At 39.1% G+C, this 20748-nt stretch carries 18 protein-coding genes, 9 tRNA genes and 1 other annotated feature; of the genes, 3 read left to right on the top strand and 24 right to left on the bottom strand.

Annotation, left to right across the window (positions count from 1 at the left end; translation table 11 throughout):
* Positions 1-50: 50 nt before the first annotated feature.
* Positions 51-1232 carry an FtsW/RodA/SpoVE family cell cycle protein gene (locus V7108_RS25835; protein ID WP_335510337.1) on the top strand — a complete coding sequence of 394 codons (1182 nt, stop codon included), beginning with the start codon at positions 51-53 and terminating at the stop codon, positions 1230-1232.
* A gap of 92 nt (positions 1233-1324) precedes the next feature.
* Positions 1325-1918 carry a DedA family protein gene (locus V7108_RS25830; RefSeq protein ID WP_335569802.1) on the top strand — a complete coding sequence of 198 codons (594 nt, stop codon included), beginning with the start codon at positions 1325-1327 and terminating at the stop codon, positions 1916-1918.
* A gap of 166 nt (positions 1919-2084) precedes the next feature.
* Here V7108_RS25830 and V7108_RS25825 read toward each other — a convergent pair whose 3' ends face one another.
* The 3 genes from V7108_RS25825 to argS form a co-directional block, all read right to left on the bottom strand.
* The gene (locus V7108_RS25825) at positions 2085-3266 is read right to left on the bottom strand and encodes a NupC/NupG family nucleoside CNT transporter (RefSeq protein ID WP_335569801.1); all 1182 of its coding nucleotides are present in this window, start codon (positions 3264-3266) and stop codon (positions 2085-2087) included.
* Positions 3267-3518: 252 nt separating this feature from the next.
* Positions 3519-3983, bottom strand: coding sequence for a DinB family protein (locus V7108_RS25820; RefSeq protein ID WP_335569800.1), 465 nt, complete (start codon positions 3981-3983; stop codon positions 3519-3521).
* A 79-nt stretch (positions 3984-4062) separates the two neighbouring features.
* Positions 4063-5757, bottom strand: coding sequence for an arginine--tRNA ligase (argS, locus tag V7108_RS25815; RefSeq protein ID WP_335569799.1), 1695 nt, complete (start codon positions 5755-5757; stop codon positions 4063-4065).
* A 47-nt stretch (positions 5758-5804) separates the two neighbouring features.
* Positions 5805-6012, bottom strand: a binding site (T-box leader).
* A 103-nt stretch (positions 6013-6115) separates the two neighbouring features.
* Here argS and V7108_RS25810 point away from each other — a divergent pair.
* On the top strand, positions 6116-6370 hold the full coding sequence (locus tag V7108_RS25810; protein WP_132096988.1) for an alpha/beta-type small acid-soluble spore protein: 255 nt from the start codon (positions 6116-6118) through the stop codon (positions 6368-6370).
* Positions 6371-6697: 327 nt separating this feature from the next.
* On the opposite strand, the gene V7108_RS25805 is transcribed toward V7108_RS25810, so the two are convergent.
* The 21 genes from V7108_RS25805 to V7108_RS25705 form a co-directional block, all read right to left on the bottom strand.
* Positions 6698-7480, bottom strand: a complete 783-nt coding sequence (locus V7108_RS25805; protein ID WP_335569807.1) for an ABC transporter permease — start codon at positions 7478-7480, stop codon at positions 6698-6700.
* 6 nt (positions 7481-7486) lie between these two features.
* Positions 7487-8290, bottom strand: coding sequence for an ABC transporter permease (locus V7108_RS25800; protein ID WP_335569798.1), 804 nt, complete (start codon positions 8288-8290; stop codon positions 7487-7489).
* On the bottom strand, positions 8287-9264 hold the full coding sequence (locus tag V7108_RS25795) for an ABC transporter ATP-binding protein (RefSeq protein ID WP_335569797.1): 978 nt from the start codon (positions 9262-9264) through the stop codon (positions 8287-8289). Before V7108_RS25795 ends, V7108_RS25800 begins: the two co-directional genes overlap by 4 nt.
* 227 nt (positions 9265-9491) lie before the next feature.
* Positions 9492-9959: a cupin domain-containing protein gene (locus tag V7108_RS25790; protein WP_420489222.1), complete on the bottom strand. Its 468-nt coding sequence runs from the start codon at positions 9957-9959 to the stop codon at positions 9492-9494.
* Between the two features lie 119 nt (positions 9960-10078).
* Positions 10079-10789: a DUF421 domain-containing protein gene (locus V7108_RS25785; RefSeq protein WP_335510355.1), complete on the bottom strand. Its 711-nt coding sequence runs from the start codon at positions 10787-10789 to the stop codon at positions 10079-10081.
* A 235-nt stretch (positions 10790-11024) separates the two neighbouring features.
* Positions 11025-12827 carry a glutamine--fructose-6-phosphate transaminase (isomerizing) gene (gene glmS / locus V7108_RS25780; protein WP_335569795.1) on the bottom strand — a complete coding sequence of 601 codons (1803 nt, stop codon included), beginning with the start codon at positions 12825-12827 and terminating at the stop codon, positions 11025-11027.
* Positions 12828-13315: 488 nt separating this feature from the next.
* A complete protein-coding gene (gene glmM, locus V7108_RS25775; RefSeq protein WP_335510359.1) occupies positions 13316-14665 on the bottom strand; it encodes a phosphoglucosamine mutase in 1350 nt (449 codons plus the stop codon).
* Between the two features lie 37 nt (positions 14666-14702).
* Positions 14703-15932: a CdaR family protein gene (locus V7108_RS25770; RefSeq protein ID WP_335569794.1), complete on the bottom strand. Its 1230-nt coding sequence runs from the start codon at positions 15930-15932 to the stop codon at positions 14703-14705.
* Complete coding sequence (gene cdaA / locus V7108_RS25765; protein WP_335510363.1) at positions 15925-16758, bottom strand: diadenylate cyclase CdaA; 834 nt, start codon at positions 16756-16758, stop codon at positions 15925-15927. The genes V7108_RS25770 and cdaA overlap by 8 nt, the downstream gene beginning before the upstream one ends.
* A gap of 317 nt (positions 16759-17075) precedes the next feature.
* Complete coding sequence (locus V7108_RS25760) at positions 17076-17717, bottom strand: anti-sigma factor family protein (RefSeq protein ID WP_335510366.1); 642 nt, start codon at positions 17715-17717, stop codon at positions 17076-17078.
* Between the two features lie 15 nt (positions 17718-17732).
* Positions 17733-18296: an RNA polymerase sigma factor SigW gene (gene sigW, locus V7108_RS25755; RefSeq protein WP_335510368.1), complete on the bottom strand. Its 564-nt coding sequence runs from the start codon at positions 18294-18296 to the stop codon at positions 17733-17735.
* A gap of 196 nt (positions 18297-18492) precedes the next feature.
* Positions 18493-19389 carry an arginase gene (rocF, locus tag V7108_RS25750; protein WP_335510370.1) on the bottom strand — a complete coding sequence of 299 codons (897 nt, stop codon included), beginning with the start codon at positions 19387-19389 and terminating at the stop codon, positions 18493-18495.
* Positions 19390-19610: 221 nt separating this feature from the next.
* A tRNA-Ala gene (locus V7108_RS25745) sits at positions 19611-19686 on the bottom strand.
* A 110-nt stretch (positions 19687-19796) separates the two neighbouring features.
* A tRNA-Lys gene (locus V7108_RS25740) sits at positions 19797-19869 on the bottom strand.
* A gap of 70 nt (positions 19870-19939) precedes the next feature.
* Positions 19940-20014 (bottom strand) — tRNA-Gln (locus V7108_RS25735).
* Between the two features lie 47 nt (positions 20015-20061).
* Positions 20062-20146 (bottom strand) — tRNA-Tyr (locus V7108_RS25730).
* A 12-nt stretch (positions 20147-20158) separates the two neighbouring features.
* Positions 20159-20234: transfer RNA gene (locus V7108_RS25725), tRNA-Thr, on the bottom strand.
* A gap of 76 nt (positions 20235-20310) precedes the next feature.
* A tRNA-Val gene (locus V7108_RS25720) sits at positions 20311-20386 on the bottom strand.
* A gap of 64 nt (positions 20387-20450) precedes the next feature.
* Positions 20451-20525, bottom strand: a tRNA-Glu gene (locus V7108_RS25715).
* 19 nt (positions 20526-20544) lie between these two features.
* Positions 20545-20617: transfer RNA gene (locus V7108_RS25710), tRNA-Thr, on the bottom strand.
* Positions 20618-20642: 25 nt separating this feature from the next.
* A tRNA-Asn gene (locus V7108_RS25705) sits at positions 20643-20717 on the bottom strand.
* Between the last annotated feature and the right edge of the window lie 31 nt (positions 20718-20748).

The raw sequence follows: 20748 nt of genomic DNA, 5'->3' as shown, positions 1-20748 counted from the left end.
CCTTTCTTTGTTAGCATAACACTATATAAATGTAAAAATTGGGTGGGCCTATGGACAATTTCACAAAAAAAGTGGATCGCTTTGATTGGACATTAACTTTAATTCTGTTTCTTTTTTTCCTGGTTAGCTGTGTTGGTATTTATAGTGCACAAACAGCTGGGCAGTACAATGAAAACTTCTTAGTCAGACAAACTTTCTGGTATGTTGTTGGTGCTGCTATCATATCGATTACCATTCTTTTTGACAGCTATCAATATAAGCGGCTTACTTGGTACTTATATGGGTTTGGACTTATTTTACTTATAGGAATCCTTATAGCTCCAGAAAGTATAGCCCCCATAAGAAACGGGGCAAAAAGCTGGTTTATTACACCGCTTGGTTCCATACAACCTTCAGAGTTTGTAAAAACCTTTTTAATTTTAGCTCTAAGTCGTGTAGCTGTTCAGCACCAGGAAAAACATCCTATGAAAAAGGTAAAACTAGATTTTTGGTTATTGATTAAATTCGGGATTACTACAGCGGTTCCTATTTTCTTTATTATGAAGCAAAACGATTTAGGTACATCACTCGTACTATTATCGATTTTAGTTGGCTTCATTCTAGTGTCAGGAATTACTTGGAAAATTATTTTTCCAATCTTCACTACGGGGGCTTCACTTGGCGCTTTCATCATTTATTTAGTCCTGCAAAGACCTGATATCCTTGAGAAATATTTACATGTACAGGAATACAAATTCAACCGAATTTATGCCTGGCTCGACCCATTTAACCATTCTAGCAGCTCAGGATATCACTTGTTGAAATCTTTAAGTGCGATTGGTTCTGGATTAATTACGGGAAAAGGCTTTGGCAACCGTGAAGTATATATACCTGAAGGACATACGGACTTTATTTTCAGCGTGATTGGCGAAGAATATGGTTTTGTTGGCGGCAGTATTGTCATTGGTTTGTTCTTTCTATTAATCTATCACTTAATTAAAACTGCCTTTGATACCATTGACCCGTTTAATACATACGTATGCACAGGAATCATCTCGATGATTACGTTCCATGTGTTCCAAAATGTCGGAATGACCATCCAAGTACTTCCAATTACTGGTATCCCCTTACCTTTCATCAGCTATGGCGGCAGTTCGCTGATGGGCAATATGTTTGCCATGGGGATCGTCTACAGCATTCGCTTCCATCATCGCAACTATATGTTCACATCAGAAAAGTCTCTAAGTAGTTAAAAAATGGAGCAGCGGAGATTTCCGCTGTTTTTATTTCTTTCTTTTCTAAACTGTTATAAACTTATAAAAGCAAATAAACATAGAGGTGAACTATGAAAGAATTTATTTTTTCCGTATTGGAATTCTTATCCCAGTTAGGTTACTTCGGAATCGCACTAGGATTAATGATAGAGGTTATCCCAAGTGAAATCGTCTTAGGGTATGGCGGTTATATGATTTCAGAAGGAATTCTCGGTTATCCCGGCGCTGTTATTGCTGGTACCATAGGCGGTACGTTGGCCCAGTTATTCCTTTATTGGGCTGGTTATTACGGCGGACGTCCATTTTTAGAAAAGTACGGCAAATACGTTTTTATTAAAAAGAAGCAAATTGACCTCTCAGAACAATGGTTTAAAAAATACGGTGTGGGAGTCATTTTCTTTGCCCGCTTTATTCCTGTTGTCCGCCATGCAATATCCATTCCTGCCGGCATTGCAAAAATGTCCGCAGCAAAATTTACTCTTTATACGGTAGCAGCCGTCATTCCATGGACAATTCTCTTTCTTTATTTAGGACATGCGTTAGGCAAGAATTGGTCACATATAAAGGAATATGCAGCGCAATATACCATGCCAATTCTCATCGGCGCTGTGATTCTAGGCGTTATCTATTACTTAATAAAGAAAACAAAAAAGGACAACCACTGATTGATTCATCAATCGGGAAGTCGCTGACTGCTGTCTTCATATCTAAATGGGAAAAGAAGTTTGACTCAAGTAAGGCTGAAGCCTATCTGAATGAATTGAAGGAAAAAGGCGTACCATTAAAAAAGGCTGTCTAGAGGAATCTCTAGACAGTCTTTTTTATGGTAGCTTATACCATAATACTCGTTATGGCAGCTGTTAATAAGCTAACTAATGTTGCTCCATAAAGTAATTTCAAACCAAACTTTGCTACTTGATTTCCTTTTGCTTCATTAAGACCTTTTACTGCACCCGTGATAATCCCAATCGAAGAAAAGTTCGCAAAGGAAACCAGGAATACCGAGATGATTCCAACTGTTCTACTTGAAAGGGAATCTGCTACATTCGCTAAATCCATCATCGCAACAAATTCATTTGACAATAATTTTGTTGCCATAATCGTACCTGCCTCAACCATCTCTGTTGCAGGTATGCCAATAATAAAGGCAAGCGGTGAGAAAACATATCCTAGAACCATCTGGAAACTGATTCCAAAAATGACTTCAAATACATGGTTAATCATACTAATGAGCGCAACAAAACCGATCAGCATTGCTCCGACGATTATCGCGACTTTAAATCCATCTAAAATATATTCCCCAATTACTTCAAAAAAAGTTTGTTTTTCTTGCTCCTGGACATTGATAATATCTTCTTCCTCTGAAACATCATAGGGATTAATAATATTCGCAACCATAAATCCGCCAAATAAGTTTAATACTAACGCTGTTATTACATATTTTGGGTCTATCATAGTCATGTATGCTCCCAATATGGAGGCAGATACTGTTGACATGGCTGATGTACATAACGTATAAAGCCGGTGTTCAGGAATATAAGGAAGCTGCTTTTTCACTGAAATAAACACCTCTGACTGGCCGAAAACAGCAGAAGCAACCGCGTTGTAGGATTCTAATTTCCCCAAACCATTTACCTTACTTAAAATAACACCTAGATAACGAATGATAATTGGAAGAACTCGAATATACTGTGCAATTCCAATTAATACAGAAATAAAAACGATAGGAAGAAGCACATTGAGGAAAAATGGACCGGCTCCTTCATTCGCCATACCTCCAAAAACAAAGTTGATTCCCTCTGCTGCATAACTTAATAGATGGTCGAACAAACCAGAGACAGCTGTAATAATCACGAAACCAATTTCTGTGTTCAGCAGTAAAAAAGCAAAAAGAAGCTGCAAAACGAGCATTGTGACAAGTGGTTTAACCTTAATCCTTTTCTTATTGTTACTCACGATATAGGCTAGCAAAAAGATGATTACAATTGCAGCCAGAAACAGTACATACTTCAAAAATATCTCTCCTGTTCATGATGCCTATAAATTATGTATATGGAAAAACACAATCATTTCGACAAATTTCGATAATCCTCCATCTTCAAAGGAGATTATAAAAGTACCAATGTTTAGTGTCAATCCATTGTGTCAAAGTAATATAATTCAGGTTTTTCACTCTTTTACTATTCCACCGATCTTTTCAATTACTCTTATACAAATAAAAAAACCACCAATAGGTGGCTTTGGAAAGCAATTTGATATAGAAAACTATTTTTTAACACTTTCAATAACACGTTTCATTGCTTGTATCTGGCCAAGGTGCAAGTTCTCATGGAATAAAGCAAAATTAATAAGTTCGCCAAACGTTTCCTGACCTAAAAACGGCTCTTCCAGCCTTTGGCTAATGCTTTCAACCGAAATTTCCTTCATTCTTTTTAATTGGTCCTTCAATTGAGTTGTTAAGACTGCAACGGATGGCACATCCCCCTGCCAATCTGCTGGTTTTGTCCCTTTAGAGAATAAATCCAAATAGTTGGCTGATAAATGACTCGTATTTTTAGGGAATCCAAACATAAAGATTTCAGCTGTTGTTAACACATGTCCAATATGCCAATGAAGGTTATTATTAAATCCCTCTGGCTGAACGTCAACCTGCCCTTCTTCCAACGCCTCAACATTCTTGATAAAGAAACTTCTTGTTAACTCCATGTTTTTAAACAATAATTCGCTCATCCCTAATTCCTCCTCTTTTTACGCCCATCATACCCTTTCATTTTATACCAATATCCACCAATATTTAACTAATTTGATTTTACATTTCTTCTGGAGCTTCAATCCCCAATAATCGCAGGCCTTCTTTTAGTACAATCGTTACAGAAGAGACGAGTGCTAAACGGGCCTGCTGCTCGGCATTTTCTTCGAGAATTTTTACCTCAGCATAATACTTGTTAAAGGCTTGCGCGAGGTCAACGATATATTTGGCAATCTGGGATGGATCAAACTGTTCAAATGACCTTTTAATCGCATTTGGGAACTCTGTCAGGAGCATAACAACCTTCCATTCTTTTTCCCAGGATAACGAAGATGCTTGAAGTGACGCTTCTGTATACCCGCTTGCTTTTCGTAAAATGGAGCAGCCACGTGCATAGGTATATTGAACATAAGGACCGGTTTCCCCTTCAAAACGCAGCATTTCTTCTAGTGAAAATTCAATATCATTCATCCTAAAGTTCTTTAAGTCATGGAACATAACTGCCCCTACGCCCACTTGTTTCGCTACCTCATCTTTGTTAGAGAGGTTAGGATTTTTCTCTTCGATATTGTTTCTCGCCATCTCAATCGATTCATTTAAAACTTCCTCTAATAAGACAACCTTTCCTTTTCGTGTTGACATTTTCTTTCCGTCTTTCAACATCATGCCAAAAGGAATGTGGACCATTTTCTTTGCCCATGGATAACCCATTTTTTCTAAAACGGCGATTAACTGCTTAAAATGTAGACTTTGTTCGTTTCCTACGACATATAAAGACAAATCAAATTCATAGTTTTCTTTACGATAAAGGGCAGCTGCTAAATCACGGGTGGCATAAAGGGTGGCGCCATCGGATTTTTTAATCAAACAAGGAGGTAATTCCTCTTCAAGCAGTTCTACCACTTGCGCCTGATCGGATTCAATCAGCAGCTGTTTTCCCTCTAAGAGTTCAACCACCCGGTCCATTTTATCATTATAGAAAGCTTCCCCTGCAAAGGAATCAAATTGGACGTTCATCAATTCATAGATTCTAGAGAACTCTTTGAGAGATTCATCACGAAACCACTGCCAAAGTGACAGCGCCTCCTCATCACCATCTTCCAGACTTTTAAACCAGCTCCGTCCCTGCTCGACCAGTGAAGGATCACTTTCCGCTTCCTCATGAAACTTAATATAGAGGGTTAATAACTCTTTAATTGGGTTTTGTTTTACTTTCTCAGCCTCTCCCCAAAGCTTATAAGCCGTAATTAATTTTCCAAACTGTGTTCCCCAGTCACCAATATGGTTAATTCTAATGGGCTTATATCCGCATTTTTCCGCAATAAAAGCCAGGGCGTTCCCAATAACCGTGGAACGCAAGTGACCCATCGAGAATGGCTTTGCGATATTGGGGGATGACATGTCAATGGTTACATTATGGTTATTCCCTATGGCAAGCGCACCGTATTGTTCCTTTTGCTTCGTAATTTCAGCTAGTATAGCTTCTGAAACCAGTTTTTTATTTAAAAATATATTAATGTAGGCACCCACTACTTCTATCTTTTCAAACAGGGGTGATTGTATCTTTTCACTTAATTCTTGGGCGATTACATTTGGTGATTTTCTTTTTAATTTTGCCAGTGTAAAACACGGAAAGGCTAAGTCACCATGCAGCTGACTTTTTGGCTTTTCAATTAGCATTTCAATGTCTTTTACTTGTATCTCATGCTCTAGTGCTTCTATTAATGTCTCTGCAAGTTCCTGTTTATACTTCATTTCTAGACCTCCTATTTTTAAAAACAAAAAAACTCCCGCCTCTATAATGAAGAGACGAGAGTTAACTCGCGGTACCACTCTACTTGTTCAAATGAACCAGCTTGGCTTGTTAACGAAGAACTTCTCCGGTCTGCCCTACTGCTTTCAGGCAGACATCTCAAAAGTGCGCTTCATTCCCTGTTCCGTATCAGGCTCACACCACTCCTGACTCGCTTAGACTTTCCAGAAAATTACTCTCTTTTTCATTGACTTTTTCCGACTTAATTTGTAGTTTATTATACTGGATAAATAAGGATTTATCCAGCGATTCCTGATTATTTTTTTAATATGGGTAACCTAATGTAAAGGAGGGTTATCAATGGCCAGAAGAAATAAAATTCTCGTACCTGAGGCAAGAAATGGGCTTGATGCATTAAAGGCGAAGGTCGTTCAGGCACAAAATCCAGAGAACGCAAAATTTGAGGCTGCCGAAGAAGTTGGTGTTCCGTTAAAAAAAGGGTACAACGGTCAGCTCACCTCACAGCAAGCGGGTAAGGTCGGCGGCCGGCTAGGCGGCAGCATGGTCCGAGAGCTTGTCAAAATGGCACAAGAAAATATGATAAAAAAACGGTAGCAGCGGAGGTTCTTCAGACTGTAGAGAAAAGGTATTTTTCTCGGCGTTATATTATTTTTATGTGCTTTGGGGACGAATTGCATGAGCACCAAGCAACGATTTGTCCTCAATACAGGGGCTTGAAGACAAATCTCAGGAGCACCAAGCAACGATTTGTCCTTAATACAGGGACTAGAGGACGAAAAACAGGTGCATGGAGCAACGATTTGTCCTCAATACACCAATTTGCACTAGCCCCTCTTTAGAACATTGTCAAAAATCAAAAGTAAAGGCTGTCGAGACTTACTCGACAGCCTAAAGATTGCAGCGGAGTTTTCCGCTGCAATCTTACGAACCGGTCGAACGATAGTGCCTTACACCAAATTGCCATACAAGGAAACAGGGAAGAATAAAAAGGCTGCCTGCAAGAGGAATAAACATATAAATAAACTCATCTCCCTTTGTTTTTCCAAGTATATACATAAGCGGCAAGTAATTGACGGTACCAAAAGGGATAACATAGGTAAAAAAACGAGCTACCCACTTTTGGTAAATATTTAGCGGATATTGGGCCATTTCTCTGCCGCCATCTGTAAAGATATTAGCAACCTCCAGCCCCTGAACCGTCCAAAAACACATCGCAGCTGCCAGCATATAAATACCCGTAAAGATTAATACACCACTCGTAACCATGAAAAGCAGGGTAAATGCCTTAAGCAGGCTCCATTCAATAGGAAGATTTGCCAAAGCCCATAGCAGGACGATGACACTTTGAAGCAGCCTGCCTATCCGGGTAAATTCAAACTTTGACCCCAACACTTGCAAGAATGTGCTTCGCGGGCGCACGAGTACACGATCGAAATCACCCTTGATGATCAAACTGGAAAAAGTGTCAAATCCCCGTGCAAAACACTCGCTTAAAGAAAAAGCCATATGGATAATCGCAAAACAAAGTGCGACCTCAAAAAACTCCCAGCCTTTTATCTGCCCAAACCGTTCAAACAAAAAGTAGAGTCCTGCAAAAACAGAGAATGGGATGAAAAACTGTCCAATCGATAACAGCCAGAATGATGTCCGGTATTGCATTTGTGATTTAAATAAAATCAGTAAGTACTTAAAATAAAGGCTCATCTTCACCTATCCCCCCTGTACGATGACTCTTTTTAGTGCGGCGTTAAGTGCCAGTTTTCCGAGCCATAGGAGACCCAACAGGTAAGCCAATTGAATGAAAACACCTATTAGTGCTTCTGTTTGGGGTATATGACCGGAATATACACGAAATGGAAAATCTGCGGTCCAGCGAAATGGCAGGACGTATGCTATTTTTTGAAGCCATAATGGCATGAGTGGAATCGGGATAATCAATCCTGCGAAAAATTCCCCCAATACGCCAAATATCAATAGTGATCCCATTGGTGATAACGTTACAAATACAGAAATATATAAGAACATGGAAATGGCCACTAAAAGTAGCAAGCCTAATAAAAGTGTAATAACAAATAAAAGAAAGGTGGTACCGTTTGGAGGAAGTGTCATGTTGTAGGGTTTTGGTAAAAAGAGAGCGATGATTAAGATTGGATAACACCGCAATAATGCACTGGATAATCGCTGTGCGAGAAGTTTTGCATACCAGAACCCATATAAATCTGTTGGCCTGCATAGTTCATAGGCGATATTGCCGCTTGTAATGAGATCAAATAACTCATTGTCACGAAACCAAAGCATAACAAAAGCAAGGAATGCCTGCTGAAGCCAAATATATGTAATGAGTTCTTTTAGAGAAATGGGAGGTGTAACCGCAGCATGTTCATAGAACGCTTCAAACACCATAATCGAAATAAATCCCCAGAAAAATTGCGTTGCCACCCCAGCTAACGCTGCTGCCCGATATTGCATTCCAATTAAGAGTCGTAGTTTTAATACTGCAGCATATACCTTCATATTTGAAACTCCTTATAAAGCTGAACAATGATGTCTTCAATGGGCTGAGATTCGATGGTGACATCTAATAAATCCACCTGTTTCGATAGCTCAGTAATAACATCTGATGTAAGGATTTGTTCTGTATCGATGCTAAGGACAGCGTGTTCAGGGGACCAGTGGATGATGTTGGTTCCAGGTATATCTATGAAGTTCTTGTTTTTACGGTAGTCTGCTGTAATCGTTTTATGTGTTCCAAAACGTCTTCTTAATTCCTCTAAATTCCCGTCATAGAGTAAACTGCCTTTGCCAATTAATATTACCCGATTAGCTAGCGCTTCGATATCGTTCATATCATGGGTGGTTAGAACGACCGTCACACCCTTTTCCTGATTAATCGTTTTGATGAATTGCCGGACAGCAATTTTTGAAACGGCATCAAGCCCGATCGTAGGTTCATCTAAAAATAGAATTTTCGGGTTATGGATAAGAGAGGCAGCTATTTCACAGCGCATCCGCTGACCTAAGCTTAATTGTCGGACAGGAGCGTTTATGATGTCTTTTAATTCTAAGGTTTCGATGAGCAGATTTAATGTCGTTTTATATTCCTGTGGCGGTATTTTGTATATATCCTTTAATAGTTCAAATGAATCGATGACCGGAACATCCCACCAAAGCTGCGAACGCTGGCCGAAGACAACGCCTATATTTTTTACATACTCTACACGTTCCTTCCAGGGTGTGAAGCCCTTAATGCTGCAATTTCCCCCATCTGGAACTAAAATGCCGCTCATGATCTTAATGGTTGTAGACTTTCCTGCACCATTGGGCCCAATGTAACCAACAATTTCACCGGGTTCGATGGTGAAGCTGATATCTTTTAAGGCTTCAACAATGGTAAATTCTCTATGGAAAAGTGCTTTTGTGGCCTGCAGCAATCCCGATGATCTTTTAGGAACTTTAAAAGATTTATTTATGCCTTCTACTTTAATCAAATGGTTCCCTCCCTTTTTGTCACAGAGGAAAATAGTACCATTCAGGGCAGATGAGTGTCAAGAATTTTTAGAATTGTATATAATACTTAAAAAAACCGATCTCATAAATAGTGAGAAACGGTTTTTTCTTTAACCTTTTGAAGCTGAAATTTGGTATAACCTTATTATTCCTGGAACATCCTATAGTCCTTCTTTTACCAAAAACATTGGAAGATCCTTCGCCATGACTATCGGTGGTGAGCTTCTGCAGCCATTGCCTCTCGCTTTGTTACATGAACGGTACCTGGCGGATGGTTAGGTGGTGCATATATGGAATAAAGTTTAAGCGGAATATTCCCTGTATTGGTTACATTATGCCATGTTCCTGCCGGTACCATTATTGCTGAGTCATCAGCGATTCTTCTAACAAAATTAAGATCGTTTTTTCTCATGCCCATTTGAACAATCCCTTGACCTTGTTCAATCCGTAAGAATTGATCCACGTTAGGATGAATTTCCAAACCAATATCCTCACCTGGTTGAATACTCATCAATGTTACTTGTAAATGTGTTCCTGTCCATAAAGCAGTACGATACGTATTGTTTTGTTTAGACGCCTCATTAATATTCACAACAAATGGATTGGGCCCATAATCTCTTAGTCTGGCTGGATGATTCCAGTAATCAGATTGTCTTTCGTAGTTACTTGTTGGCACATAATATGGAAACTGATATGGATCGTAATAAGGAACATAGTACAATTTTCTCCACCCCTTCACCTTTTTCAATTATCCTATGCAATTGTTTTCTCAACTGTACTTAGGTTCAGGGCTTATTACTCTTTATCAAGTGGTGAAATGATATTATCTTTATATGTATCGATATAAATGTTCCCATTAGCTGCTAGGACCGCATAAACCACTTCATCAACCTTAAGCTTCCTTTTATTTAGTTCCCTCTCTAACCAAATTTGGGAGAGGTTATTTTGCTTAAGGTTTTTTTCAATTACTTTTCCATCCATTATAAGTTCTATAGGGATCCTCTGTTCAAGATTTATTGGAATAGATAAATCCTGCTTTGTTACACTCCGATATTGTGGTTTTTTTAATAAAGCCAGGGAACCATTCACTTCAACAATTGCATAAAGAACATCTTCAATATTAAATACACCTTTTTCTCTTAATTGCTGATTGAGATAATCCAAAGTGTAACGCATCTTTTTCATATTATTCTCAAGTATTTTTCCATTTTGTATAACAATTGTAGGATCTCCCGCAAAGAACTTCCTTGCCCGTTTGTTTTTTAATGACATCAATGAAATAAAATAAACAACTGCAACAAATACACTAAATGATAAAAGTAAGTGGTGCACCTTAATATTCGTATTAAAGCCTAAGTTGGCCGCAATGGCCCCCATAGCGATAGTAGCAATAAAATCAAATAACGTCATTTGAGCAATTGTTTGTTTTCCAAGGATTTTTGAGCCAATTAAAAGAAGACCAAAGGTACATATTGATCTGATAATAACTTCAAAATGTTCAGGCATATTATTCCTCCTTGAAAATATTCATATCTATGTTTCCCTCGTGGCCTTTTAAAATTCTTTTACCTATCTTAATAATTAATGCTGCACTTCAAAATGACATAAGGAATACCCGTCGTTTGTGATCTTTCGAACTGATAACGTTCTGGGCAGCAAATGAACATACGATATTGAGAGCATATTGAATAATAGAAAAAGGGACGAAATCCAATTGGATCCGCCCCGAATATAATCCTTTTTATTCAACTGTCACCGATTTTGCAAGGTTACGCGGTTTGTCCACGTCGCAATCACGGTGTAATGCTGTGTAATACGCAAGAATTTGAAGTGGTATTACAGAGATAAGTGGTGTTAATAAATCATTTACTTCCGGAATAACAAAGCTGTCTTCATCCATGTTTAGTCCGTTCATCGAGATGATGCATGGATTTGCTCCGCGGGCAACAACTTCTTTCACGTTACCGCGAATGCTTAAGTTTACACTTGCTTGGGTTGCAAGGGCGATGACTGGTGTGCCTTCTTCAATTAAAGCAATGGTACCATGCTTTAGTTCTCCACCTGCAAAGCCTTCCGCTTGAATATAAGAAATTTCTTTTAGTTTTAAGGCACCTTCTAGTCCAACATAGTAATCAATTCCACGTCCGATAAAGAATGCATTGCGCGTAACTGTTAGAAATTCTCTAGAAATATGCTCGATTATTTCTTTAGAGTCACAAAGAACTTCCATCGCATTTGCAACTAGACCAAGTTCATGAATGAGATCAAATCCAGGGTCAAGATTGCGGCTCTTTGCGGTTACTTCCGCTAAAATAGCCAAAACAGCTAATTGAGCGGTATAAGCTTTTGTAGAAGCAACGGCAATTTCAGGTCCGGCATGTAGCAATAAAGTGTGGTCTGCTTCACGGGAAAGCGTAGATCCAGGCACATTTGTAATCGTAAGTGCTTGATACCCCATTTCCTTAATCGTAACAAGAACCGCACGGCTATCTGCAGTCTCACCACTCTGAGAAATGAAGACAAATAGCGGCTTCTCGGATAGAAGCGGCATATTGTAGCCAAATTCACTTGAAATGTGAACTTCAACTGGAATCTTCGCCATTTTTTCAATAAATTGCTTCCCAACAAGACCAGCATGATAGGATGTTCCAGCAGCAATAATGTACACGCGATCTGCACCATTCATCGCATGAATGATCTCAGGTTCGATGGTCAATTCACCTTGTTCGTTTTGGTATGCTTGGATAATCTTACGCGTTACTGCAGGCTGTTCATCGATTTCCTTTAACATGTAGTGTGGGTAAGTGCCTTTTTCAATATCACTTGCGTCCAATTCTGCAATGTAAGAAGTACGAGTAACCGTTTCTCCATCAAGGTTTTGAATGGTTATATCATTCTTTGTTACGATTACGATTTCTTTATCCATTAGCTCTACGTATTCATTCGTAACCTGAAGCATAGCCATCGCATCACTTGCCACAACATTAAAGTCAGCACCTAATCCTACAAGTAATGGACTTTTATTTTTAGCTACAAAAATAGTATCGCTATTTTTTTCATCCAATAATGCAAGAGCATATGAGCCATGTAAGAGTGTAAGTGTCTTACGAAAAGCCTCTAAAACCTCTAAGCCTTCGTGTACAAACTTTTCAATCATTTGAACGATAACTTCTGTGTCCGTTTCACTGACAAACGCAACATCTGCCAAGTAATCACGCTTTAAAAGCTCATAGTTTTCAATGACACCGTTATGAACAAGAGTAAAACGTCCAGTTGTACTTTGGTGTGGATGAGAATTCGTTCTACTCGGCACACCATGAGTAGCCCAGCGTGTATGTCCTATTCCGACGTTAGCTAAAACTTTCACATCTACAGCTTCGCGTAAATCAGCAATTCGACCCTTTTCTTTGAATACATGAACTCCGTTCCCGTTCATTACAGCAATACCTGCTGAGTCATAACCTCTATATTCAAGCTTTTCTAAGCCTTTTAATAAAATTTCCTTCGTATCATTAAATCCAATATATCCAACGATTCCACACATATTTCTTTTCCTCCCTGATATAGGGGGCAAGAATCCTTCGGAGGCTAAACCTGCCCCCTTATCTCTGTTTTTGAAAGGTATCTGTATATACCTTTTGTCTTGTATTGTTGCTGTGTTTAGTATGCGCATTTCCCTCTCTTTGTGCACCAAGTTGCCTCAATGTTTTAAAGAAGAAAAAATCGGTTGTGCGTTCAACCGGGAGGTATCCGCCGAACATTCGATAAACCTCCTCCTCGTCAACTAACCCCCATGGTTAGTTCAGGCGCTTTATGATAAATTTCTTAAACGACCCTCCTTTATCCTAATTTTTATCGCTTTTAGAAACAAAGCAAACTAATCGTAACCGATGCATTGACTTTCGTCAACTAATTACTGTTTTTACCATTTACATAATAAAATATGCATAAGGGCTATGTATCGTTCCCTTATGCATATAAGAAAAGCTGCAGCACCCAGGTGCGCAGCTAGACATTTATCGTCGCTTTATTCTACTCTTTTAATTCCATTTCTTCTCTTACAACAGATACAATTCGTTCTACATAAGCTTCACATAATTCTTCTGTAGGGGCCTCAGCCATTACGCGAACAAGTGGTTCCGTTCCAGATGGTCGAACGAGGATACGTCCATTACCATTCATTTCTGCTTCTACCTGTTCAATAACCGCTTTTACCTTTTCATTATCCGTGACATGATGTTTATCAGTTACTCGTACGTTCACAAGCTTTTGAGGGAATTTTTTCATGTCTGCTGCTAATTCTGATAAAGTTTTCTTGGTTGCTTTCATAATATTAACTAATTGCAAACCGGTTAATAGGCCGTCACCTGTTGTATTATAATCCAAGAAAATGATGTGTCCGGATTGTTCACCACCAAGATTAAACCCGTTTTTCTTCATTTCTTCTACCACATAGCGGTCACCGACAGCGGTTGGTACACTATGAATCCCATATCCTTCTAAACCTTTGTAGAATCCAAGATTACTCATTACTGTTGAAACAATTGTACTATGCTTTAGACGTCCATGTTCCTTCAGATACTTTCCGCAAATAAACATAATTTGGTCGCCATCCACAATATTGCCTTTTTCATCAATGGCTATTAAACGATCCCCATCACCATCGAATGACAAACCTACGTCTGCACCCTTTTCCTTCACCATAGCGGCTAATGCTTCAGGGTGTGTTGAGCCAACACCAGCATTGATATTAATGCCATTAGGTGAAGCTCCCATAACAGAAATATCTGCGTCCAGATCAGCAAATAAATGTGTCGCTAAAGAAGAGGTAGCTCCATGAGCACAATCTAGGGCAATATGAATGCCTGCGAAATCTTCATCCACAGTATTCTTTAAATATTGAAGGTACTTTTGTCCCCCTTCAAAGTAATCCATTACTTGACCTAGGTCTGCACCAACAGGTCTTGGTAATTGTTCATCTGTCATATCGATTAATGCTTCTATTTCAAGCTCTTGCTCATCTGAAAGCTTAAACCCATCTGGTCCAAAAAACTTAATACCATTGTCTTCGACCGGATTGTGGGAAGCAGAAATCATTACACCTGCTTCAGCCCCCAATGCCTTTGTTAAATAGGACACTCCAGGAGTTGAGATAACTCCTAAGCGCATTACTTCCGCTCCAATTGACAGTAACCCAGCCACTAATGCCCCTTCCAGCATATGGCCTGAGATACGTGTATCGCGCCCAATCAGCACTTTTGGTCTGTCTTTATCCTTTGTTAAAACAAAACCTCCGAAACGTCCTAATTTAAAGGCTAATTCAGGTGTTAATTCACTATTCGCAACTCCGCGGACGCCATCGGTTCCAAAGTATTTTCCCATTATCAAAATCGCTCCTTATCATGTATACTGCTGTGTTCTATGCGTTGTCTCTCGTGATTGTAATTTTTGCAGATATTTTATCAGGTTTCCAAGTTACATTAGGCGGTCCATTCACTTGAATGGTTACGTTATGGACACCATCTGTAAGACCTTCTAAATCAACAAATATATTGAAATCTCCCGGTCCTACGCCCGTTACGGTACTACCTGGACCGAATACTAATAAATTTATTAGTTGGTTGGCTGGGTCATTGATAACCGCTTCATATTGTTCGGATAACCCTTTTATGTTAATAGGGAGTCCTGATACGGTTTTCTCTTCCTCACTTTTCACTACCACGGTTGCTTCTACAGTCTCAGGGGTTACTTTTGTTACTCCATTTGAAATAATGACTGGTAAAGTGAGTGTAGTATTTTCAGTCATTTTACTAATGTCCACTTCAACACGGACATTATCCGTATCTTTTAAAACATCGTCGGCACCCGAAATGACTGCTTCCTTAACATCTAAAGTAATCGATTCAATCGTTATTCCTGAAGCAGGTGTCCCTTTTTCAATGATGTTAATTGGTACAGTTTTAGTATTGCTTTTTACTGGAATGGTCACTTCTACTGTTTCTGGCTCTACAATTACCTCAAGTTTATTTAATTCCTTATCAAGCACCTGTACATGCGCCTCTTTCGTTACGGTACTATCAAGAAGATCCCTGCTCTCAAGTGCTGCTTTTACGTATGAAATTCGCTCAATTACATCTTTGGCACCGGTAATTTTCACTTTATTTGGCTTAACTACAGGTTGTCCTGCAGAGTAACCATCTTTTATCAGATCGTTATCGAATTCAGCCTCCACTGTAAACTCTGTGGTAATCTTTTCTTGTATAGTTACTGTTACCGAAGCTGGATCGATCTTTGCCTTTAACTTATCTGATAACCCGCTTACTTCAAACTCTACCTTTTGATTCCCTATTTTTGCATTGGTTAGGTCAACAAAAACCTCAAAGTTTTTTAACGCCTTTGCCGACTGTACATGGGGCATTGGACCTTCAAGGGTTACCTCCACCGTATCTGGTAATCCTGAAACAACGAGGTTTTCGGTGTCGTAATAAGCTTTTACTGATATTTCTTCTAATATCACAGATGTATTTTCCCCTGGTACATTAATTTCATTTGTCTTACCTCCGGAATTTGGAACGGCTGAATAAAGCAGAACTGCCAATAAGATCGCCAGAATTTTAATAAACCAGGGATTATCCATCAATCTATCCATTATTCTTTCCCCTCCAGTTCCAACGAGCTGAAGAAGCTGGTTTTACTTTTGTGTTGTTAACAATCAAGTCATGAGAGATTAATTCTTTAAATCCCTCTACAGTTAAATTGCGGTGGAGTTCTCCATTTTTTGTTAAAGAGATATTACCGGTTTCTTCTGAAACGACTATCGTCATACTGTCTGTAACTTCGCTTATTCCTAAAGCAGCACGGTGTCTTGTACCTAACTCCTTTGAGATAAAAGGACTCTCTGATAGCGGAAGGTAACAAGCAGCTGCAGCTACGTTATTTTTTTGAATAATAACCGCTCCATCATGCAGCGGTGTATTCGGAATAAAGATGTTTATGAGCAACTCAGAAGAAATCTTGGCATCGAGTGAAATCCCTGTCTCTATGTAATCACTCATCCCAGTTTCCCGTTCAATGGATATTAAGGCACCAATACGTCTTTTTGCCATATAATCCGTTGCCTTAATAATGGCTTCCACCATTTTCTCTTGTTCCTCATCATCTGGACCGTTGCTCCTGGAAAAAAACCGTCCCCTGCCCAATTGCTCAAGGGCCCTTCTAAGCTCAGGCTGAAAAATAATGATAACAGCAAGAAATCCCCAATCAATAGCCTGTTGCATTAACCAGCTTAAGGTATTTAATCCAAAAAAACCACTAACAACTCTTACAAGGAGAATGACAACAATCCCCTTTAATAATTGTACGGCCTTCGTTCCTTTTATAAGATTTAAAAGCTTATAAATGACATACGAAACAAGGAGAATATCAACAATACTAGCTAAATACTTCCATAAAGCAAAATCCTCAAAAAACGGCATTGTTTTTCCTCCGTATATTTGTCTAACTTATAGCCCATTTATTATATCATAAATTAAACATGTACTTATTATTTGTCATAAGAATAGTTATCATTAAAGCTCTTTTCTTAAACTTTATTGATTTTTGAACAAAATTTGATGATTGTGCAAGTTTCCACAGAAAATAGCATACATTTAAGGAGAAAAGAGCCTGCAAACTAAATTCTAAAGCGCAAAGTAGCTTTTTCCACGTTAAAATCGGCTTTAAGATTTTAACAACAATATTTACAGAAACAGCCTAATTAAAAAAGAAATCACCCACTGTGAGTGACTTCCTTCTATTTTTCTTCACTATCATGAAAGATATCTATAGCCTCCAGGGCAGTTTTTTTCATGTGATACCAGATCCAATCGAAAACTGCATTCACCTCTTCAATTTGGCCCGTAACATGCCCGGCAGACGCTAAATACTTTTCTCCATTTATAATTTCTCCGTTTATAACTGTTACATCACCTTGAACTTCACCTTCAATTTTTAGCTTTCCATTCCGAACGATGACATCCCCCTTAACCACTTCACCTTCAGGGACAATCACCGTATCATTTTGGACCACTAGGTTTTCCTGTTTCGAAAAAGAAACTTCTTGTTCTTGATTCCAGGTGGAAAATATACTTCCTGTCATTAGAACTAAAAATAATGAGGCGGCAGCGATTAATGGATGATTTCGCAGCCATCTTTGCATCCCGACCTTTTTCTTTTCTTTCGGCAGACGGGCCATTACATTCGCTGTAAAATTAGGAGGTGCCTGAATACTAGAAGTTCCTTTTACAACCGCGATGGTCCTCTTAAATTCATTGAACAGTGTCTCACAGTCCTTGCAGCCTTTGAGGTGTTCTCTTAAAATCATTTCATTTTCGGGGTCAATTTCTTCGTCTAAATATTCATGCATTAATTCAACGATTTCTTCTTCACACTTCAACGTGTTCACCTCTTATCACACATAACGTAATTGTTGTCGCAGCGCCTCGCGTCCACGATGGATACGGGTTTTGACTGTGCCCAATGGCATATCAAGGATTTCACTTATTTCATTTAATGACAATTCTTCAATATATTTTAAAACTATGACACTCCTGTACTTATCAGGCAGTTTTAAAATTTCCTTTTGAACAGTTTCTTGAAGCTCAAGACTTTCCAATTCATTTTCAGGTAAAGGTGAATCGGATGATAGCTGTGAATACATGGTGAGACCATCGGTTCCAGACACTTCTGCATCTAAGTAGTAATCTGGTTTTTTCTTTCTAATTCTGTCAATACACAAATTTGTTGCAATCCGAAATAACCAAGTGGAAAACTTTAAATCCTGGTTAAATGATTTAATATTAACATATGCACGGATAAAGGCCTCCTGTGCAATGTCCTCTGCCTCATGGCGGTTTCCCAGCATTCGGTAACCAAGCTGATAAATACTATTACTATAAATTTCAACAATTTCAGCAAAAGCATCCTGATCGCCTTTTATTACCTGTTTTATTCTCTTCTTTATAAGGGCTTCCATTTATTCTTCTCAGCTCCAATGCGGCTATACAATCTTACGAATCAATAGCAAAAAGGTTTCAATATAACAATTAACTTCTTACTACTTTTAATATTAACAAATATTAACTAATTTTGATAAATGGAAGCTTAAGTTTTTTGTCAATTATTGGTGAAAAATAAAAACAGCAGCTTTCCGGGGAAGCTGCCGAACAATATTATAATAATTTTTCACCCAATAATGAACCCATCAATTCGACGGCCGCCCTTGCCGTTTTATTTTTTTCATCTAAAATGGGGTTAACCTCAACAAATTCTGCCGAAGTAATCATCTTCGACTCTTCTAGCATTTCCATTGCTAAATGGCTCTCACGATAACTAATCCCCCCCATAACTGGGGTTCCTACGCCTGGTGCATCATTAGGATCTAACCCGTCTAGATCAAGCGACAAATGGACACCATCTGTTTTCTCCTTAAGATACGCAATCGTTTCTTCCATCACTTTTGCCATTCCTAATCTATCAATTTCATGCATAGTATATACTTTTATTCCTTTTTCCTTAATTAACACCTTTTCACCATCATCCAGAGATCTTGCGCCAATAATTACGACATTCTCTGGTTTTATTTTCGGAATGTATCCCGCAATATTCGTTAATGAAGGATGACCAATGCCTAAACTCACAGCTAATGGCATACCGTGTATATTTCCAGATGGCGAGGTTTCAGCCGTATTCAAATCCCCATGTGCGTCATACCAGATTACACCAAGACTTTGATAATGTTTAGAAACACCTGCTAAAGTTCCGATGGCAATGCTATGGTCTCCACCTAGGACAAGAGGAAAGGATCCAGATTGAATAACCTCATCCACCTTTTCAGCAAGAAGTGTACTTTTTTCCGCAACAAGATCTAAATTGCGCAAATTTGATTCTTTATCAATTACTACTTCTGGCCTTCCAACCGGAATATCACCCATATCATGGATTTCATCGAACAATGGTTTTAGTCTCTCATTTATTCCAGCATAACGGATGGCACTAGGACCCATGTCTACTCCACGTCTCATTTGTCCTAAGTCCATCGGCATTCCAATAATAGATAGCTTTCTCATATTCTACCCCCCAGCCTTCGTTACTAACTATTTTAACCGTTTTCAAATGGATGACTCAACTCGACAAATTAATGAATATATATGCAATTCGAAGGATTTGAATTTATCTGCATATTTTATGATACTTTTACTCTCACTAAAAATAAAAAAGCCTTAAATCGTGTGATTTAAGGCGAGCTGTTATATGTAGTGTGGTGGTGGTTATACCTTGCAAAAAACTTTGGTGGAGCCTAGCGGGATCGAACCGCTGACCTCCTGCGTGCAAAGCAGGCGCTCTCCCAGCTGAGCTAAGGCCCCATCTTTTTGAATTGAAATTCTATGTAGTAGCGTTTCCCACTGGATTGCTGCTACTATTCATAGATAAAAGCCCTTAGAGAAATAAATCCCTTTGGGCAGTCATTTAAATATGAGCCATGAAGGACTCGAACCTTCGACCCTCTGATTAAAAGTCAGATGCTCTACCAACTGAGCTAATGGCTCACAATTGCTTAAAATACCTTTCGGTATTTTTCGCAAAATCCGCCGAAGCATCTTCAGGGATGTTATGATTTGGCTGGGCTAGCTGGATTTGAACCAACGCATGTCGCAGTCAAAGTGCGATGCCTTACCGCTTGGCTATAGCCCAATGTTAAGGACATTAACTAGTTTGTCCAACATTTTAAAAATTATAAGTGGTGGAGGGGGACGGATTCGAACCGCCGAACCCGGAGGGAGCGGATTTACAGTCCGCCGCGTTTAGCCACTTCGCTACCCCTCCACTTAATAAAAGTGGTGCCGGCGAGAGGACTTGAACCCCCAACCTACTGATTACAAGTCAGTTGCTCTACCAATTGAGCTACCCCGGCACATAAATAATATTACTTTTAATTATTCTCACTATCGTCAAATACGGAAGATTATTTTCACTACGTGAAAAAATCTTGGTGGAGGATGACGGGATCGAACCGCCGACCCTCTGCTTGTAAGGCAGATGCTCTCCCAGCTGAGCTAATCCTCCATTTTGAAATAAAGTTTTTTTACTAACTTGAATGGAACGTTATTTTCGCTATCGCGAAAAACGTTGGTGACCCCTACGGGATTCGAACCCGTGTTACCTCCGTGAAAGGGAGGTGTCTTAACCACTTGACCAAGGGGCCATAAATATCTAAATAGGAAAGCTTCCAAGCGGGCTCGAACCGCTGACCTCTTCCTTACCATGGAAGTGCTCTACCTACTGAGCTATGGAAGCATAGCTAATATTTTAACAATAAGGATGGCTCCGCAGGTAGGACTCGAACCTACGACCGATCGGTTAACAGCCGATAGCTCTACCACTGAGCTACTGCGGAATAGTAATATAACAGCCTGGCAACGTCCTAC

This window comes from Neobacillus vireti, from assembly GCF_036962345.1.
GTDB classification, from domain to species: domain Bacteria; phylum Bacillota; class Bacilli; order Bacillales; family Cytobacillaceae; genus Neobacillus; species Neobacillus vireti_A.
Note: the sequence above shows the minus strand (reverse complement) of the source record. Positions and strands in the feature narration are given on the sequence as shown.

What these genes read in the sequence shown, in the direction of transcription:
- V7108_RS25820 (WP_335569800.1), bottom strand. Translation starts at nt 3,983, where the DNA reads ATGAGCGAATTATTGTTTAAAAACATGGAGTTAACAAGAAGTTTCTTT.
- sigW (WP_335510368.1), bottom strand. Translation starts at nt 18,296, where the DNA reads ATGGAAGCCCTTATAAAGAAGAGAATAAAACAGGTAATAAAAGGCGAT.
- rocF (WP_335510370.1), bottom strand. Translation starts at nt 19,389, where the DNA reads ATGAGAAAGCTATCTATTATTGGAATGCCGATGGACTTAGGACAAATG.
- V7108_RS25835 (WP_335510337.1), top strand. Translation starts at nt 51, where the DNA reads ATGGACAATTTCACAAAAAAAGTGGATCGCTTTGATTGGACATTAACT.
- V7108_RS25830 (WP_335569802.1), top strand. Translation starts at nt 1,325, where the DNA reads ATGAAAGAATTTATTTTTTCCGTATTGGAATTCTTATCCCAGTTAGGT.
- argS (WP_335569799.1), bottom strand. Translation starts at nt 5,757, where the DNA reads ATGAAGTATAAACAGGAACTTGCAGAGACATTAATAGAAGCACTAGAG.
- V7108_RS25805 (WP_335569807.1), bottom strand. Translation starts at nt 7,480, where the DNA reads ATGAGCCTTTATTTTAAGTACTTACTGATTTTATTTAAATCACAAATG.
- V7108_RS25800 (WP_335569798.1), bottom strand. Translation starts at nt 8,290, where the DNA reads ATGAAGGTATATGCTGCAGTATTAAAACTACGACTCTTAATTGGAATG.
- glmS (WP_335569795.1), bottom strand. Translation starts at nt 12,827, where the DNA reads ATGTGTGGAATCGTTGGATATATTGGATTTAATGATACGAAGGAAATT.
- V7108_RS25770 (WP_335569794.1), bottom strand. Translation starts at nt 15,932, where the DNA reads ATGGATAGATTGATGGATAATCCCTGGTTTATTAAAATTCTGGCGATC.
- glmM (WP_335510359.1), bottom strand. Translation starts at nt 14,665, where the DNA reads ATGGGAAAATACTTTGGAACCGATGGCGTCCGCGGAGTTGCGAATAGT.
- V7108_RS25785 (WP_335510355.1), bottom strand. Translation starts at nt 10,789, where the DNA reads ATGCCTGAACATTTTGAAGTTATTATCAGATCAATATGTACCTTTGGT.
- V7108_RS25810 (WP_132096988.1), top strand. Translation starts at nt 6,116, where the DNA reads ATGGCCAGAAGAAATAAAATTCTCGTACCTGAGGCAAGAAATGGGCTT.
- cdaA (WP_335510363.1), bottom strand. Translation starts at nt 16,758, where the DNA reads ATGCCGTTTTTTGAGGATTTTGCTTTATGGAAGTATTTAGCTAGTATT.